The sequence below is a fragment of the Spirochaeta dissipatitropha genome (genome assembly GCF_054657935.1).
In genome coordinates, this window is the sequence record NZ_BAAHXT010000017.1 from 1 (window position 1) to 19,121 (window position 19,121).

Genomic DNA, 19,121 nt, shown 5'->3' on the forward strand with positions numbered 1-19,121 from the left:
AGTGAGCATTGATACGACGGTGGGAGCTGCGACCGGAGCGAATATACGCTTTCAGAGTACAGTGAATGCCACAACAGTCTCACCTGATGCGGAGCGATTGAGCCTTGATGCGGGAACCGGCAACATCACCCTTTCCGGCACCATTGGCACCGCTACAGAATCACCCAACCGTCTCCAAGACCTCACAATAACAACATCAGGAATGGTTGCCATTGAGGCGAATGTATTTGTGTCCAGAGACATTAATTTAACTCTTGGTAATCTGAGCCTGACCGGAGAACTCTATGTGGAGGGTGGTACAGGTTTCGGTGTCTTAAACATTCATACCCCAACTGGTGGGGAAACTATAGGCTTAGGTACTGGGGCTGGTGATCTGTCAATCAGTACTGCAGAACTCCAGCGCATCAGGAGAGCCCGGGTAATTAATATCGGTGAACAGGGCGTTCAATACGGGCTGATCACCGCCACAGGAGCACAGTTCTTTGGTACGATTACAAGTCTTGAGTCCATAACCATTAGCAGCGACAATACAGTCGGAGGTATTGCTCTTGATTATGCAGTTAACACAGCATTGGACATTAATGGCAACGAGAATACCTTACTTACATTAAATACTGGTGAAGCAGGTATAACTGCTAACAACAATGGGAACAACGCTTCAATTGCTCATACCGGATCTGGTTCCAGCATTTTACTTCGGACTATATCAACCGTAGCGACCGATCTGGGTGAAGCAGGCGAAAATACACGCATAGTTTTCGCGAATAATTCTGTTCCCATACGCATAAACAATGAATACGGTTCAGGACAAGTTGCCTTACGGGGACTTGGTTCCCTGATAATTGATGGTGGTACTGCAACGGTTACCGGTGATCGCACCTTGAACATCGATACAAGTGCGGGAGATCTGATACTCAGCCAACAGATAAATGCTGGAGGAGGTAATGTTACTCTATCTCCTCTTGAAAATCTGGTATTTAACTTCAGTGCTGACCCTGTTATAAGCCAAACTATGGCTAACCTTACCGTCAGTAGTCAGGTTGTTCTGGAACAGGATGCAGAGATTTTTCAGTCTGCAGGACATGTAGACAATACCTTAAGCTTTGAGCAGACTATAAATAGTGGTACGTCTGCGAGATCACTGACTATAAACAGTGGTGCCAGCAATATTGAATTGCTGAGTTCACTTGGCGATACGAATGCGCTCAGTTTACTTACTATTAATTCTGATGGCCTTTTAGAGATCAACGACATAGGACATTCCGGCAATGGCAGTTCGGGAGTAGAGGGTATTGTAACGGTCACAATGGACACCAATGGAAGTATTGATTTCATCGGGAACTATTATCACAGTTCTGTAAATCAAACCTGGCAGGCAGGAACAGCTCTTAACCCGAGAGCTTTGACAGTGACTACAGCAGACATAGAATTTATTACACCTGAAACCCTGGGAATGTATGGCAACCTTACCAGTACAGTTGCAGGGAATAACGTGACTATCCGTTCCAACGATATCGCTCTGAATCCTGGCGGCGATTCCTTTGGAACCTGGAATCTGGCAGCAAACACACTTTATCTGTACACGGAAGATTCCAATGTTCCTATGAACTTTGGAGTGGATACAGCGGGCGAATGGTCACTGGATGACAGTGAGTTAGCCAGTCTGAACATGGGTGCTACTCATGGCGCAATCGTCCTGGGTGAAGATGGTAGTCAGGCTGCTCAGATTACCATTCATACTGTTAACCTTGCAGCTTCAAATACGGACACAGGGACTAATCTTACCGTTCATAGTAATGCAGCTGGTGGTAGCATATTGCTTGAAAATGCACCGGGAATTGCTGCGCTCGATGCAGGCGTCAATACCGGAAATACATTGGTACTACACGCGTATGAATCTATTCTTGCAAATCAGGAACCTATTGCAGCCGGACATATAACTTTTTCTGGAACGATTGATTTAAGAACTGACGCCGGCAATGGTGTTAGCATTGGTGCTGCGCCAAATGGTGTCTCAGAGCCTCCTTTATATGATGATCCTGCTGGATACAGACCAATTATTCTTAATGACGGATATACTGAAATCAATGTATATGGATTGAACAGCAGTGGTGTTTGGCTTATGGGTAATCCAGATGCATTAACGCTGGGCATTGTTGATATTGGCGGATCTATTACTACTGATATATTTGCAGGCTCAGGTACCATTTACCTGACGAAAGATATAGCAAGCAGCGGGCAGAATATCAGCTTTCTGCAACCAGTGCGTTTACGCCCTGAAGTCGGCAGTCTGATTACAATCGATACGAGGACTTGGACATCAGCACCGTATGGAAATCTGACGTTTCAATCAACACTGGATGATGACGATGCCGTCATAGCAGGAACAAACTCCTTGACCATTGAAGCTGGAGGAGGGGCTGTAGATTTCGTTGGTGCAGTGGGAAATGCTGCTTCTGATTCTCGTCCGTTAAATGATCTTACTGTAACAGCTGGTGAGATAACGGTTCAAAGTGGTTTGTTCACAGCTGGTAATGGAAATGTTCTCCTGACGCACTCCGGCACATTAACAATTCTCGATACTACCAGTGCTGAAGACACCATTAATTTTGATATTGATCTGGCAGGCACCTTTACCAGCACCGGGACCGGGACAGTTTCGATCGCAGGCGACATTCGCACCGCAGGCCAAAACATCACCTTCAATCGGCCGGTAACCCTGACCGGTAATGTCCGGCTGGATACCGGAACAACCGGTGGCGACATTCTGTTTGCTGATGCAGCGATTGTTTCAGCGGATTTGGATGCTGCGTTAGCTGACACAGTGGATATCACACTTCGCAGCGGTACCGGAGATATCGCCTTCGGAACTGTTGGTACTGCCGATCCTGCAGACCCACAAAGCGCTCGCATTGGCGGAGTCGATGGAAGCGCACCAATCGGCAGGCTGATCATTGAAACTGCGAACGATGTGACCTTTACCGGTCGGGTGGCGGCACAGAGTTTCCGCCAGGACGCGGGAACCGATACTACACTGTTCCGTTCACCGGTGGACACCTTGGGCAGTGACGGTTTTACCTTCACCGGTACCAATCTTGATTTCAACAATACCGGGGATACGAGTCAGGTAAATCTGACCACCCAGGGCGGTGGCGATATGACGGTAACTCACAGTGGTATTTTGTACCTTCGTGATCGTACTGATATGAATGATACAGACACCATCGATTATGAGATAGACGGGGTCTTTGAGCAGGTTCAAACAACTGGTACTACCATGTTGGCGGGAGAAATCAGAACAGCAGACTCGAATATTATTTTCAATGGGCCGATTGAGCTTAGCGGCAACGTGCTGCTGGAAAGTGGCAGCGGGGATATCAGGTTTGAGAATCTGGCGACCATTCAGGATGATGCTGTTCCGGGTACAGCAAACCTTATTCTGAACAGCGATGGGCTGACGCTCGTGGCTACTGCTGTCGGTGCAGGCGGCAGAGAAATCACCAGTCTGACAACCAAAGACTCCGGGGGAGATGCAACGAGCAACAATGGTACGGTGCAGATTACCGGAGGTGCGATTCACACCACCGGCCTTCAGACCTACAACAACTCGGTTGTGCTGGGTGCGGATCTGCTGCTGCGAAGTACCGCAGGCGGGGTGGATGGAACTATTGACTTCACTCATACCCTGAATGCCGGAGACCGCGATGTCACTCTCCATGCCGACATAGCAGATGCCCCAGTATACTTCCGCGGTGCGGTCAGCAATCTTGGTAGCGGCAGCGGCGACAGCCTGATGGTTCAAAACGGGCAGACCGGTCTGGTGCGTTTCTATGATACTCTGCAGGGATCCAACGGGCTGCATGCCGAGGCAGGCACCAATCTGCGCTTTGACGGGGATGTGAATCTGTCCGGAGGTGTTGCCAATAATGCTATTCCGGTTAACCAGCTGCTTGGTAATGTGCATCTATCGGGAATAAGCTTGACGGTTGACCGATCGTTGGGTATCGGCAGCGATGAAAACAATCAATTGATTCTAAGTGATGAGTCAAACCCTGGAGTAACTACCCAGAACAGTATCGCTCTGACTGGGGTCAATTCTACATTCGACATGTACGCTGTAACCGATGCTGCGGAAAGTGCTGCGACCAATGGATCAGTGTTCACGTTAAACAGCGAAAGCGATATTATCTTCCATGCTGCAATCGGCGGCACAGAGCCTCTGAGTAGCATTACAGCTGACATAGCCGGGACATTGCGCTTTGCTGAAAATGTCACAAGCGCCGGTGGCCAGACCCTGACGGCTAATCTGCTTCAGACTAATGCCGTTCACACAACGGCGAATGCCGACATCAATATTACTGCAGCTATAGAACTGGAGAGCGATTCCGAATTCAACACTGGTAGTGCTGCAGGAGCTGTTTTTGTAAACGGCACGGTTGACAGCATAGATCCTGAACAGCGTGCGTTGTCAGTGGACAGTGGGACAGGCGATATTCGGTTCACCGGGGCTATAGGTGCAACACAGAAACCAGGCAGTCTTACGCTGACTGCAGACAGTGCAGCTACGCCGGTCACCAGCATTACCTTTGATTCTTCCGTAGATACTGTTACTGAGGTGGTGATCTCTGGTGGAAGTCTTTTTACGAACGATCGAATTTCTACAGAGGATGGGACTTTCGGTAGAATTGAAGTAACAGCGCACACTCGTCTGCAGAGTGATACCATGTTTGACGTCGCGGCTGATCTTACTTTCTATGGCCCGATAGACAGCGCGACGGATCCACGGGTGCTTACCCTCCGTGCTTCAGAGATTGATTTGCGCGAAGCAGCCGGTGCGGATACTCCGTTGAACTATATTCATCTCGAGCGGGCAGTAGGGCTAATTAATGCTTCCTCAGCGGATGCAGTAATCGACCTGCGTCATCAGGATCTCTACATAGATGCTCCGGGCAGTACCGGGAACGCGATTCAGCTTATGCGCAATCTGCATGTAGACCGTTTTGTGTTCTACCGCGGAGAGCTGGATCTGAACGGGCAGGCGCTAACAGCAGAAAGTGATTTTGTGGTCTTTGGACCTGCGTATGATCCGCACGATGCTGATCTGGCAGTTACCTCACCGGGTAACATCTACTTCGCCTACCCAACTCCTCATGCTGATTCATTGCATTATTATCCTGACAGGGGCAGTTATGACAACTCAACAGCTCAATTCTCGGATGCTGGTGGAGATCTTCTGGAGCCGGATTCGACCTGGGCGAGCTTCAGTGATCTCGGCGCATCGACGATAACTGTCGGCAGCAGTGGAGGCGGCAATTTCTTTGTGAATGGCGCTAATCTGACAGGAACTGCCAATTGGACCCTGAACGTTCTGGATACAGATCCTCCTCCTGCTGGAACAGCGGTAGATGCTCTTGATAATCCTGATTTCCTCTGGGGTGAACACTATAATACCGTCTTCTTCAGTGATGTTTCTTTCAGTCAGGTGACTGGTGGGGTTATTCAGGCATCAGTTAGCCTGGATGGCTCAGAAGGGGCAGCCTATGCCGGTCAGGCTGAGGTCAACAATGGCGTTGAAGACCTCGGAGGCAATCTGCTGTACAGCTGGTATGCAAATGGTGACCGCGACACTGTTGGCTGGAACTTCGGCAGACCGCGCATAGAAAGCGCAGAAACGGTTTTCGACAATGTAATTCGGGTTACCTTCACCCAGCCGATTGCAAACCGAAACAATGAGATCAACAGAATTCTGGATGGGCTGGAGTGGAACAACAATACAGCTGAAGATGGCGGTATCTGGCTTAATAACGGGGATTATGTTTTCACTGAGGCCTTTGTCGACCTCGAAGTGAATGGCTCGGGTGATCTTGCGAACAGTACCGACGGGGAAGGCGACCTGCTGACCTTCTACCTACAGGTGCAGCCTGCGAATTCGGCTGAAGCAGCCGAACAGCGCTGGAATACCGATGCGACTGGTGATAGTGAAGGAGATTGGCGAAGTACCGACCGCGGACGTGGTGAACCTGGAGATCCGGGTTATGAGAGGCCGGCACATCGCGAGACCGTTCCCGATATAACGATTCTCAAGGGTGTGTTGCGCTCGGCTGGTGGCCGCGCAGCGGTGAGGAACTACAATCTGAACAACGATCCTGATGGAGATGAATTTGCAGTTTTTGATGATACTGCTGACGAGACCCGGCCGGTACTGATAAGTGTTACGGCCGGCCGTTCACCGCATCAAAAAAATCTTAGTGATCCCGACAAGAATCCCTACGATGCACACAACTATCTGCATCTACGCTACTCCGAGCCGGTGAGTATTGGAAACGCAACACATCTTCAGATCGGTAATAACGATGATCTTGATAAGGATGACGCGGATCGACGCACTCAAACCAGCTTTGATAATGCTGATGAATGGGGAGGCCACGGTCGTACAATTGAAATTGCTGGTGCTGATTATGCCGAAATTGTTGGTTATCTGCAGTATCCGGGGCGCCTGGATATGATTAGTCGTGATGAGGGTCAGCCATCTGGAAGCGAAGCAAGTAATAGTATTTTCCGCCGCAATAATACTGATGGAGCTGAGAATCCTTCTGTTGACCATGGATTGACTATATATATTGCAGGATGGAGTTTCCTGGATGTAGATGGAGCTGGAGTAACACGACGTTATTGGCCAGGAGCGATTGATCCCGAGCACAGCACTTTGGAACAGCGAGATCCTGTGGATGAACTGGTTATTATACCTCCAAATCCCTATATCACTGATGCAGAGGGTAACTCCCTTGAGCATACGGATGGGTCAGGTTATGGAAAAGCCAGGATTCAAATTGAAGATAATCCTACAAATATTCATACTGGTGGGTCTCTGCCGGCTACAATGCCCGCCGGGGATCTCTCCGGCTGGGATGTTGATCCTCCGGATTTTGCGGTGTATCAGTTCTCGAATCCTGGAGGGCCATTATTCCACGAGATTATCAGTCTGGTGTCGCCGGTAACGAGTCTGGTGAACAGGCTGGAATTCCATGTACTGGATAACAGTATTGATAACGATGATTCTTCGGACGACTTCTGGGTAGGGCAGTTGGGTGAGCACCCTAGAGAATTCGCTAACCAGGGGCTGCGAGACACCAGCACGGCTTTTCCGGATTCTCTGATTGAGTATCGTGCGTTCAGAATTGAGGAGCAAGGCATAGAGCCGCTGGTGAATACATTCAATCTGGGCATCAGCAGCGATGTCAACAACCCGGCCTTCGACGAAATCAGTGTCAGGGACGATGCCTACATTGCACTGCTTCTGCAGGATTCGGGGCATCCATGGGGTTTGATTACTCCATTGTATGTGAGCTATACCCGCGAAGAGGCCTGGATCACCGACCTTGCAGGTAACCTGCTGCCTTCATCACCTGAACCGATGCGGATTATCGAGCGCACACCGCCTCGGATTCTTCTGTCGGTGGCTCCCTTGAGTCCGGAGAACAGCAGCAATGCGAACCAGCGGGTTCTGGTCAGATTCTCGAAACCCGTCTACGGCAATATGGATGGATCGGTTGAAATAAGCGCTGCTGATTTCGAGATCCGGACATTGGCCGGTAATCCGGCTGCCGGAATCAGTATTGAAGCTCTGGAGATTGTAGACAGCCGAGATGAAGGAAGTGCGGTGCCTGGTGCTATGGATGCAGTGCTGTTACTGAGCCGGGCTATTGAAGCGGATGATCTCTTTGAACTGGTGATCGTATCGCGGCCGGCAGACACGGATCTCGGGACTGGTGTCTACGATATTTCACAGAACCCCATGCTATCCAGCCGATTCCAGAGGATTTCTAATGTGGCGCTTGGGTTGATCCAGCCGGTGTATGCGGTCGATCGCATCCGTATGGATGTTTCCGGCGATCCTCTGTGGGAAAGCGGCAGCCTGCCTGAAGACGAGAGTTACGCATCTCCTGCACCGGTAACAGTGTTTGATGGGTCACAATCGTTGACTGCTGATCAGATCAGTCTGCAGGCGCGCCTGCACTCCGGTCTGAGTGGTTCTAACCGCAATCAGTCAGTGGGCCTGTATTATGATGTGAATGCCGATGAATCGCTCATGTACGGCAGTCTCGGGCAGCTGTGGCTGCCGATTGTTGAGCCTGGTCTGATTGATTTCCCGAACACCTCTGCCAGGCTCGTGAATCCCTTCAGCATAAACGGGCTGCTGCGCAGCTATCGACTGAACATCGCGGATGAACGCCTGCGGCCGAGCAGTGAACTCAGCTTCCTGTTCCGTGTCGGCAGTCTCTTCTCTGTTGATCACGAATTACCGGCAGGCGGGGAGTATCGGGATGTCGATGATTTCCTGTCCATGCGCCCCTGGAAGATCGGTATAGAACGGATCATCGAGCAGCGGGCTGGTGTGACCATATTGAATAATGTAATCAATCCGGACATTGGTGACCGGACAATACTGCAGTACCGCATTACCGAGCCCGGAAGTGTCACTATCCAGGTATTTAACCTGGCTGGAGATCTGATAAACGTGCTGCACCGGGGTCCGCAGGGCAGCGGTATGCACACGGTCAGCTGGGACGGTACAAATATGGGCGGCAGGGCAGTTACGCGGGGAATCTACTTTATACGAGTGGTGGCGCCGGGTATCGATGAGTATCGGCGGGTCATGGTGGTTCGCTGATTACCGACAGGCTGTTTGGCGGTCCGGCAGTTGTTTAGTCTTTGTGCCAGCGCAGTCCGGCGTTCCGGATGCGCAGTCCGCCGACATCCAGACTGTACTGCTCGTTCTGATTGTTCTGCGGTGAGATCCGCAGGCTCAGTACGGGGTCGCTTCCGCCGGCCTCATCAAGCTTGGGGCCGGGGATTCCGTTTTCAAGCTCAATACTGATTGGCGTCCAGGTCTCGGGCGGCAGCCCGTCTCCATCCTCGGCAAAATCGACATACAGCATGTTGCTGCCTTCTGATCCTGTCGGAGACAGATCTATTGAGATGCCGCGGCTGTGAAAGCGGTTCGCTCCTGTATCATATGCGCTGATTGCAGGATCCCGGGAATATTCGAAACTGAATACGAAACGTCCGCCGGCGACCAGTTCAGGACCACTGCTTCCGAAGGGCCGTTTATTCAACAGAAACTCGATATAGGGTTCCACATCCGCCCTTCCGACACGGATATTGTCGACAACAACGTTGGATACCCCACCCTCATCATCGAGAATGCCGACTGGAATCTGCAGTACCGGTTCGGTCCAGTCTTCATTGTCAAGACTGAAAATGCTGTTCACCCGGACTCCCGGAAGGACATTGCCAAAAAAATCGAAGGGATAACGGTAGAGGTTCATAACTTCACTGGCGGTGATCGCATCCAGCAGCTGCTGGGTGTCATCAAGACTGCCGGATAAATCAGCCGTTCGATTGTTGATTCCGATTGAGTAGGATGAGGATGGTTCGATAGGCTTCAGATCGAGTCTTACAAAATAACTGGCACTGAAGGGAGCCTGGTCGCCAAGTCCGGGAAAGTCGTGGGCTCCGGTGGAGGAAGCGCGCAGGGGTGAGAAAACGGCATCTCCTGCAGCTCCACTGTCAATCTGCAAACTGTGTCCATCTATGCTGTTGGTATTGTCCACAATGTCAACGCTGAAAGCGCCGTTGGCCCGCAGGTTGTCTACATCCTGTAGTGGCCCTGCGGTGGACTGGGAAAAATCTCCGTTAAAAAACAGATTCCTGGCCTCGATGGAAGCCGATCCGTCTGCTGTCTGGAAATAAATGAAAGTATCGGCCCCGATTCCGCTGCCTTCAGGTTGCTGATGGTCGAGGGCATGTGCTGTCCAGAACTCAAGGCTGAATTCCTGGGCCGCCGGGCTGAGCAGCTCGGTATCGTGTAGATCGCTGAATGAGTCGGGAAAGTACTGACTCAGGTCACAGCTGCCGATTATGAGGGATATACCGAGAACACAGATAATGGCCACCGCCGAAGCGGAATCTCTCTTCATATATACAATATACAGCATGTCTGATGATCTGACCAAGATTCTCGATTGTTTTATCTGCATGTATTTTGTAGATTATGGGGTATGATAGAGCAACTTGAAAGAATCGTCCGGGAAGCCGGAGAGATTGCCCTCCGCTACCACGGGGGATTGAGTACATCGGATATCGAATTCAAGAGTGAACTGGACCTGGTTACACGGGCGGACAAGGAAGTTGAGGCGTATATCGCCGGAAAACTGGCGGATCTGTATCCTCATGTCCGTTTTGTCGGTGAGGAATCAGCTGCTGATGCTGACTTCCGAAGCGCTGAGGCTTTTGTACTGGACCCGATAGACGGTACGACCAATTTTGTGCATGGACTACCGTATTTCTCGATCAGTCTGGCATATCTTCGCAATGGTGAGCTTGAGGCTGGAATAGTCTATGCCCCGGCGCTGCACTCCCTGTACTCCGCAGAAAGAGGCAAGGGTGCCTACCTGAACGGCTCAGCCATTCACTGCAGCCGCTGTTCTGAACTGTCCCGGAGTCTGGCGGTGACCGGATTTGTGAACCTCCGCAGCCGAAAGCAACCGGATAATCTGGCAACCTTTGCTCATGTCGCCCCGCAGGTGCGCTCGGTACTGAGGCTAGGTTCGGCAGCAATCGACCTCTGTTTTGTAGCGGATGGAAAGATCGATTTCTTCTGGGAGCATGGTCTGAATGCCTGGGACGTTGCGGCTGGTGCCCTCATCGTTCAGGAAGCTGGTGGAAAGGTCAGCAACATAGACGGCGGAGCTGATTTTCTGGATGGATCACGGGGGATTCTTGCAGCGGGTCCCGAACTGCATGCCAAAGCACAGACAGCTGTGTCGCATGTCTGAAAGCTTGAGGAGAAAGAAATACAATGAGCAGCGGAACATGGATCAGCTGGAACGGGAATATCCAGCATGACTACCGAAACCTACATTTACCCGAGAACGAGGAGCAGCTGGCACAGGCAGTAGCCAAAGCTGGAAACATCAGACCCTTCGGAAACAAGCAGTCTTCAGCCGATATTGCTGCTGGACCTGATGATCTTATTTCAATCGATTCTCTCGATAGTATTCTTGAAATCAACGAGGAGAAACGCGAGATTACGGCCCAGAGCGGTATCCGTCTTGCGGTCCTTCTCAAGAAAATCGACGAGCTTGGTTGGAGTCTCTCGGCCCTGCCGGACATAGATACGATCAGCCTTGGCGGGGCTGTCGCTACTGCCACCCATGGTACGGCCGGGGGTGGGCGAATCCTGAGTGATCACATGGTAGCTTGCCGGCTGGTTCTGGCTGACGGCAGCATCCGGGAGTTTACGGAACAGGACGCTGAAATGCCTGCTCTGCGGGTTTCACTCGGAGCTCTTGGTGTCTTCTCGACTATTACTCTGCGTTGCGATCCCGGATTCAAACTGGCGGTGAGTGAAGGCCCCTCTCCTGACCATGAGTGGAGTACGTCCTTCCGGCAGCTGTTGAAGGATCATCCCTTCGTACGCGTTCTGTATCTGCCGCATACCGGCTATGGCTACCGCATAATCGGTGATTACTCGGATACCGCGCCTGCAGCCGTCAAAAAACCCTGGTGGGTGAAGTACCGCCGGGCAGCTTCAGCGCGTCTGTATAAGCACACGGTCGCGCATCCGCGTTTTACGGCTACTGCCAACAGAATACTCAAGCGCTTGTTCTTCAGTCACAAGCAGACAGGCTTCGGGACGCTCTATGATGCAACTGTAACCAAGTCCAGAGGCTCCACCCTGGAACTGGCCGAATGGACAGTGGCCATGGACCGATTCGATGATTTGTTTGCCGAACTTTCAGCGGCCCTGAATGATCCCGGGAATCCGGCCTTTGCTCATATTCCCATGGACGTCCGCTTTCTGAAAGCCGACCGGAACTGGCTCAGCTATGCCTACGAGCAGGACAGTGTAACCGTCGGCTGTGTCAGCCGAACTCCCGCACATGCGAATGAATATGCTGCCTTCGAGATGGTAGAAGAGATCTTCCGTCGTCACGGTGGCCGGCCGCACTGGGCCAAACGTCACCAAATGCGCGGAGCTGACTTTGCTGCGGTATACCCCAAATGGCAGGATTTTCTCGACCTCCGTGCACAGATGGATCCCTCGGGCAAATTCCTGAATGATTATCTGCGTGAATTGTTCGGACTGGAGTCTACCGATGTCTGATGGGTCGACCGCAGGTACCGGCAGCCAAAGCCCAGCCTCAGGCATGCCTGCTGCCTGTCTCTTTGATTTCGATGGTGTCATAGTCGACAGCTTTGCAATGCATGAGCTAGGCTGGCGGCGCGCCTTTGCCGAACTGACGGGCCGTGAGCTGCCGGACTGTCCGCCTGAAATGCTCACCGGCAAAAGCTCGCAGCAGATCGCCGTGGCCCTGGCCACTCTGGGTGGTGAGCCCTCACTGGCCCCTTCGCTCCTGCACACCAAGGTCCGCATGCTCAGTGATGGCAGCCTGCTGCCTCCGCTGCGCCCCGGCGCCCGGGAGGCCATCGAATGGTGCCGCCGCAACGGCATACCCCACGGCATCGCCAGCAACGCGCCGGGCGCCTATCTCCGCGCCGCTTTGGACGGCCACGACCTGCAGATCCCGGTCGTCCTGGGCTACGACGATGTCGCCAACCCCAAACCGGACCCCGATCTGTATCTGCGCTGCGGCGAACTGGCCGGGCTCGCTGATTCCGACCGGCCGCAGGCCCTGGTCTTCGAGGACAGCCCTCCCGGCATTACTGCTGCTGTCAAAGCCGGCATGCATCCGATCGGAATCCTCGCCCGCCTGCCTGCCGATCTGCTACGCCTTTGCGGCGCACGTGAGGTCTACAAGGATCTTGCTGCCTGGCTCGACGGCAGTCCCGTGCCCAGATAGAAATGTCCATAATCTCTACCTCCTGTGGAAGTTGCAACTGCAACATGGCAGATCTGCCATGTTGCAGTAGTTGTTCCCACAAGACATGGAGCTTTTAGAGCTTTCGGCCGGGTCGAGCGTGGAGAGCCTGGAATCCCGATGGCCAGACGGCCTGTTAAGTAGTTAGAAGATGGCACCATGAGTCTGTAATATAATGTTTCTCTATCATTATTTACAAAAACATACATCATTATCATAATTTGTGCTTATATTTCGGACTTTAAAATATGATAGAGAAACAACATAGCAGTAAGGCTTGGTGCCATCTTCTAACTACTCAAGACGGCCTGCAGCTGCGCTGCTCTGCCTCGGCGGTCCATGCTTCACTATGGCAGAGGGATTCCTGGCGCGCCTGCCTTGCTGCACCACCATTGATAGTCACAAATCAGTGTTGATTCTGATGCTTCTGCGCAGTAGACTGTTGGAATGAGTTCTACTAATGCGCGCCTTTCTCCGCCGGGACCGGATGTTCCGGGTTTTGATCGACTTTGTACTATTCTCCGCCAGTTGCGTTCGCCGGAGGGTTGTCCCTGGGACCGGGAGCAGACGCCGGAGTCCTTGCGTTCGGCCTTGATCGAGGAGGTCTATGAGACGGTGGATGCGGTGAACAAGGGTGATCTTGGGCATGTCTGTGAGGAGCTGGGAGATGCCTACCTTATGATCACGATGATTGCGGAGATCTATGAGGAGCGTGGCGATTTTTCCATTGAAGATGTGCTGCAGGGGGTCAACGAGAAGCTGATCCGGCGGCATCCGCATGTGTTTTCAACGGCGGCGGCGGATAATCCGGATGCGGTGGCCATGCAGTGGGAAGAGATAAAAGAAAAAGTTGAGGGGCGTACCAGGGATTCTGTGCTGGATGCGGTCAGTCATGCCTTACCGCCGCTTGAGCGGGCTTACCGGTTGCAGAAGAAGGCGGCCAAGGCGGGTTTTGACTGGAACACTGCCGAGCCGGTCTGGGACAAGATTGCCGAGGAGCTGGCTGAGACCAGGGAGGCCTGGGCCGCGCGGGCTGAGACGGCAGTTCGGGCGAGCACGGCGGCCCCACAGAGCGAGGCGGCAGCGCGGGAGCGGGAGCATCTTGAGGAAGAACTTGGAGATCTCTTGTTTTCAGTGGTGAATGTTGCCCGCTTTCTGAAGATTGATCCCGCGGTGGCTATGCAGCGCAGTAATGCCAAGTTTGACCGGCGGTTCCGCTATGTAGAGAAAAATATGAAGGTCCGGGGCAGTGAGATGTGCCAGGATAGTTTTGATGAAATGGATGCGCTTTGGGAAGAGGCTAAGCGGCTGGAGGAATAATGAAAATTCTGATTGCTGATGATTCCAGACTCATACGGACGAATCTGGGTAAGCTGTTGTTACGGATACAGGGGGTGGATGAGATTGTTGAATCCCACAGTATTATCAGTACGATCAGGCAGATCGAGATCGATAAGCCTGATCTGGTGGTTCTGGATCTGCAGCTGCCTGACGGGACTGGTTTTTATCTGCTTGAACACCTTAATCTGAAGGAATCCAGACCCAGGGTTATTATTCTGACGAACTATCCGAGCGAGGCGAACCGGAAAAAAGCGGTTGATCTTGGTGCCGAGGCTTTGTTTGACAAGTCCAGGGAATTCAACGAGCTTATCGATATGCTTCGCTCCGAGCTTGAACAGAAGGTTTAATCTGAATCTGACTTCCGCTGATTAATCACCTGCCAGTCAATCACTGCCGATCAGTTCATGAATATCTGCGCAGGGCATGTTAAAGGCTTCTGCAACGCCGGGGTAGCTCAGCTTTCCCTGGTATGTATTAATGCCTTTTACAATTCCGGGGCTGCGACGGGCGGCTTCTTCCAGTCCGAGTCCGGCAATCTGCAGCCCGTAGGGCAGGGTGGCTGCCGCCAGAGCCTGGGTGGATGTCCGCGAAACCGCTCCGGGCATATTGCTGACGCAGTAATGCAGTATTCCATCGACTTCGAAGACCGGGTTATCATGGCTTGTGGGCCGGGTCGTCTCAATGCATCCGCCTTGATCAACTGCCACATCTACAATTACAGCGCCTTTTTTCATGAGCTTCAGATCGCTGCGTGTAATTATGCGCGGTGCCCTGGCGCCGGTTATCAGTACTGCGCCGATAATAAGATCACTCTCACGCAGTACCATTTCGAGATGACTGCGGTTGCTTGAGAGTGTGGTAATTCTTCCCTGGAAAATGTCATCGAGATAGCCGAGGCGCTCCACATTAAGGTCCAGAATGCTTACCTGGGCTCCCAGTCCCAGAGCAATCCTGGCTGCATTGGTGCCGACTACGCCGCCTCCAAGTATGGCGATTTTCCCTTTCTCGACGCTTGGGATGCCTCCGAGGAGTACGCCGCGTCCGCCCTGTGGTTTTTCGAGAAACCTGGCTCCTTCCTGGACACTGAGCCGGCCGGCGATTTCACTCATGGGTTTCAGCAGGGGGAGCGTTCCGGGAACCGGCTCAACTGTTTCGTAGGCTACTGCACTGACGCCGGAAGCAACGAGTTTACGGGTTAGTTCTTCATCAGCGGCCAGATGCAGGTAAGTGAACAGAATCTGGCCTTCTCTGAGCAGTCTCATCTCGGTGGGCTGCGGTTCCTTGACCTTTACGATCATATCGCAGCAGCTGTAGATGTCCGCGGCATTCTGGAGTATTTCAGCTCCGGCCTGCTGGTATTCATGATCCTCGAATCCGGCTCCTTCGCCGGCACCAGCCTGAATACAGACCTCGTGTCCCGCCTTGATATAGGCCTGGACGCAGCCGGGAGTAAGCCCGACCCGGTACTCCTGACGTTTTACTTCTGTAACTGATCCAACCTTCATACATTCTCCGAATCTATTATGAATTTTCCGGTGTGTGATTCCACCGTTGCGATTCCGCGTGAGTTTTCCTGTACCAGCTCAAGAATCGAGTGAATGGATTTCTTGATTTCATTCGTTCCATGAGCCATTACTTCCATACTCTGGGAAACACCCTGGGAGATGCTGACCAGTTCCTGTACTTCAGCCAGAATAAGCTGGCTGCCACTGGTCATTTCGTTGGATCCGGCAGTGACTTCACTGGTAATCTGCCGCAAGCGGCTTATTGTCTCGAGTACCGTCTGACTGCCCTGGTTCTGCTCTTCCATAGATGAGCGTATCTGATTCTGTATTTCGCTTACCTGGCGTACCGATCCCCTGATCTCCTCGAATGAATGACCGGATTCCCTGGTAATCAATACAACCTCATCAATCAGGGTCTTCAGGGATTTCAGGACATTTCCGATTGATTTTGATTGTACCGATGAATTGTTCGCCAGCGATCGGATTTCGTCGGCTACAACTGCGAAACCGCGGCCAGCGTCGCCTGCATGTGCGGCCTCAATTGCGGCATTCATGGCCAGAAGGTTCGTCTGGGCTGAAATGGAGGAAATAATCTTGTTGGCTTCCTGAAGTCCTTCCGATTGCTCGGAAATCTTGCCGATAGCTTCGCTGACCTTGTTGAGTCTGTTGTGGCCGGTTTCCGAAACCTGCTGAAGCTCTTTGAAGCTTTGTGTGCTGTTGTCAATATGAGTGGTGACGGACTGAATATTGGCAGTCATCTGCTCAACCGAGGATGCACTGTTCTCCAGGCTGTCGCTCTGTTCGGCAATCATTCTGTTGAGACTTTCAATATTACCGGTAATTTCCTCAACCGTACCCGAGACTGTATGTACGCGCTCATTCTGCTGCGCTACCTGCTCCTTGACTTCGCTGATGCCACGGCTGATCTGTTCCGCTGCTGCGCTGGTTTCTTCGGTGTGTGCAGATAAACCCTGTCCGGCTTCTTCGAGGTCGCGCAGTGCGGTATTAATGCTGCTTATTATATCCCGGAGGCTTGATAGAAATGTGTTAAAATGTGTGGACAGCTGACCAACCTCATCCTGTGAGCGGATTGTCAGTGTTCTGGTGAGGTCTCCCTGGCCTCCGGCTACATCTGATAGGGCGTCTCTGGCCTTTACCAGGGGTTTGATCAGTCCACGGGTAAGCAGCCAGATTACCAGAACCATGACTGCAAGTCCCGCTGCCAGAAGCACATAGCTTATGAAGTCAATTCTGTTTGCTTCTGCATAAAGTTCTTCCTGCGGGACTACGGTACCGTAGACCCAGGGAATCGGATAATCACCGATAAATAAAGGTACAAAGGATTTGATGGTCGTTTCATTAAGCGCGAGCGAAATGTCACTGCGGGTTATAGTCTCACCTGAGCGCATTCTGTTCCGCAGATCTCTGGCATCGTCAGCCAGCCATTCAGGAGCGGTTTGTCCGACTCTGTCTGCGAAGGGATGCACAAGAACAGTGCCTTCCGCAGATATCAGTCTGCCGAAGCCGCTCTCATAAAGCTCAACGGAACTGAGTTCAAGCTGCAGCATAAGCAGGTCAATATCAATTCCGATAACTCCGACAGTGGACCCGTGGCGACGTATTGGAACGGCCAGGGTTATAATGCTTACATTATCCCCATGGATACTGCTGCTGTATGGTTCGCTCAGATACTGCAGTCCGCTGTTGGCAGGGACCGTATAAATTTCTGTACGTCTGATTTCTTCAGCATTCAGGTTGGTCTGTTCAACGGTTCTGCCTGGGCGGTAGAACATCGGGGCGAATGCTCCCTGATTGTCAGATCCCATTTCACTGTTACCGACAAAGGATGCATCCGCGCCATCCAGGGCATCGGGCTGCCATACAGTCCAGACGGCAAGGAAATTCCGGTTCTGGCTCAGGACAGCCCGGAGCATGCTGAGGTAGACTTCACGCCGTTGATTGATTTCAATTGCATCCGCGGAACCCATAATCTGGGCAAGGGTACGTGCACTGCTGAGAGGGTCCTCGAGCACAGAAGTCACATAATTGGCGTATGCCTGACTCAGTGCCTCCATATACTGTTCGGCATTTCTCAGCTGGCTGTCCCGGACCATGATACTCTGGAATCCGTTCACAAACAGCATGACTATAGTTGACATAATGCTTATCGAGAGAATTATTTTAGTCTGTATCTTCAGTGATCTTGCCGTCTTCAGTGAGCGGATTTTCATATTGCACCTTTTTTATATGGATTTTTGAACTTTTTATGGTACGTGCAATATGAATGAAACGCAATCCTTATTTACAGGAAACTACTGCTGAAGCTACTGAAGTTCAATCAGGTTTCCGCCGTAGGTCAAGCCTGCTCCGAATCCTACGGTTATAATTTTCTGCCCGGGTTGGAAAAGCTTCCTGTCTGCCATTTCCCGCATTGCAATTGGAATTGTAGCTGCTGAGGTATTCGCAAACTCCTCGATATTGCTGTACATCCGCTCAACCGGATAATTCAGACGGTTTGCTGCGGCTTCCAGTATTCTGGCATTGGCCTGATGGGGAACTATCCAGTCGATTTCATTGAGTTCGAGATTATTGCGTTCAAGCAGATCGCGGATAATATCACCGATTGCACGGACCGCAAAGTTGTATACCCGCCGCCCGTCCATCTTCACATATTGATCCTGACCTGCACTCTGAATGTCCTTGATCGGCAGCCGGGTTCCTCCTGCCGGACGGATCAGAGCCTGGGAATCCTTGCCCTGGGAGCGCAGTACAGAGTCACGTATCCACCCGGCAGGAATAGAAGAACTGCGGGCTTCAGCGCTAACCAGGCCGGCTCCTGCACCGTCTCCGAACAGCACACAGGTGCTCCTGTCTGTCCAGTCGACTATCCGGCTGTAGACTTCAGCACCGATAACCAGAACATTAGCTGCGGCACCGCTTCTTACGAATGCTCTGGCGGTTTCCAGGGCGTAGACATAACCTGAACATACAGCACTGATATCCATGGCGGAGGCATTTACAGCCCCGAGCAGGTCCTGGACCACACAGGCTGTTGAAGGCAGGCCTATATAATCCGGAGAGGAAGTGGCTACCAGGATCATGTCCAGGTCCTCCGGTTTCAGGTCGGCATCTGCGAGGGCGCGCTTTCCGGCTTCGGCAGCCAGATCGCTGGTGGCCTGGGTATCAGCGGCAATATGCCGGTATCGAATGCCGGTTTTCGAATGTATCCACTCGTCTGATGTATCCAGAAATTCTGCTATTTCGTCATTACTCATTCTACGCTCGGGAACATATGCCCCAATTCCTCGAAGATAGGCTTTATTCAGTTGTTCATTGTTTTCTGCTGGGGTATTCACTGGTCCTCCCGGAATCATCCATATCTATTCTGATG

General features: G+C 52.0%; 10 protein-coding genes. 6 read left to right on the top strand and 4 right to left on the bottom strand.

Annotated elements, in window-relative coordinates; translation table 11 throughout:
• Positions 1 to 61 precede the first annotated feature (61 nt).
• A complete protein-coding gene (locus ACYQ2L_RS15580) occupies positions 62 to 8,671 on the top strand; it encodes a beta strand repeat-containing protein (protein ID WP_460057645.1) in 8,610 nt (2,869 codons plus the stop codon).
• Positions 8,672 to 8,705: 34 nt separating this feature from the next.
• Here the strand turns inward: ACYQ2L_RS15580 and ACYQ2L_RS15585 are convergent, their stop codons facing one another.
• Positions 8,706 to 9,980 (bottom strand): hypothetical protein, encoded by a 1,275-nt coding sequence (locus ACYQ2L_RS15585; RefSeq protein ID WP_460057648.1) that lies wholly within the window; start codon positions 9,978 to 9,980, stop codon positions 8,706 to 8,708.
• Between the two features lie 81 nt (positions 9,981 to 10,061).
• Here ACYQ2L_RS15585 and ACYQ2L_RS15590 point away from each other — a divergent pair, with 81 nt between their 5' ends.
• The 5 genes from ACYQ2L_RS15590 (at position 10,062) to ACYQ2L_RS15610 (ending at position 14,572) form a co-directional block, all read left to right on the top strand.
• Positions 10,062 to 10,838: an inositol monophosphatase family protein gene (locus ACYQ2L_RS15590; protein WP_460057650.1), complete on the top strand. Its 777-nt coding sequence runs from the start codon at positions 10,062 to 10,064 to the stop codon at positions 10,836 to 10,838.
• Positions 10,839 to 10,861: 23 nt separating this feature from the next.
• A complete protein-coding gene (locus ACYQ2L_RS15595; protein ID WP_460057652.1) occupies positions 10,862 to 12,169 on the top strand; it encodes a D-arabinono-1,4-lactone oxidase in 1,308 nt (435 codons plus the stop codon).
• A complete protein-coding gene (locus ACYQ2L_RS15600; RefSeq protein ID WP_460057655.1) occupies positions 12,162 to 12,866 on the top strand; it encodes an HAD family hydrolase in 705 nt (234 codons plus the stop codon). Before ACYQ2L_RS15595 ends, ACYQ2L_RS15600 begins: the two co-directional genes overlap by 8 nt.
• Positions 12,867 to 13,331: 465 nt before the next feature.
• Positions 13,332 to 14,204 (top strand): nucleoside triphosphate pyrophosphohydrolase, encoded by an 873-nt coding sequence (gene mazG, locus ACYQ2L_RS15605; protein ID WP_460057658.1) that lies wholly within the window; start codon positions 13,332 to 13,334, stop codon positions 14,202 to 14,204.
• Entirely contained in the window at positions 14,204 to 14,572 is a 369-nt protein-coding gene (locus ACYQ2L_RS15610) for a response regulator (RefSeq protein ID WP_460057660.1), read from the top strand. Before mazG ends, ACYQ2L_RS15610 begins: the two co-directional genes overlap by 1 nt.
• Positions 14,573 to 14,608: 36 nt before the next feature.
• Here ACYQ2L_RS15610 and ald read toward each other — a convergent pair whose 3' ends face one another.
• The 3 genes from ald to ACYQ2L_RS15625 all read right to left on the bottom strand — a co-directional run bounded on the left by ald (position 14,609) and on the right by ACYQ2L_RS15625 (position 19,086).
• Positions 14,609 to 15,730, bottom strand: coding sequence for an alanine dehydrogenase (gene ald, locus ACYQ2L_RS15615; protein WP_460057662.1), 1,122 nt, complete (start codon positions 15,728 to 15,730; stop codon positions 14,609 to 14,611).
• On the bottom strand, positions 15,727 to 17,961 hold the full coding sequence (locus ACYQ2L_RS15620) for a methyl-accepting chemotaxis protein (RefSeq protein WP_460057665.1): 2,235 nt from the start codon (positions 17,959 to 17,961) through the stop codon (positions 15,727 to 15,729). Before ACYQ2L_RS15620 ends, ald begins: the two co-directional genes overlap by 4 nt.
• 93 nt (positions 17,962 to 18,054) lie before the next feature.
• On the bottom strand, positions 18,055 to 19,086 hold the full coding sequence (locus ACYQ2L_RS15625) for a beta-ketoacyl-ACP synthase III (RefSeq protein ID WP_460057668.1): 1,032 nt from the start codon (positions 19,084 to 19,086) through the stop codon (positions 18,055 to 18,057).
• Between the last annotated feature and the right edge of the window lie 35 nt (positions 19,087 to 19,121).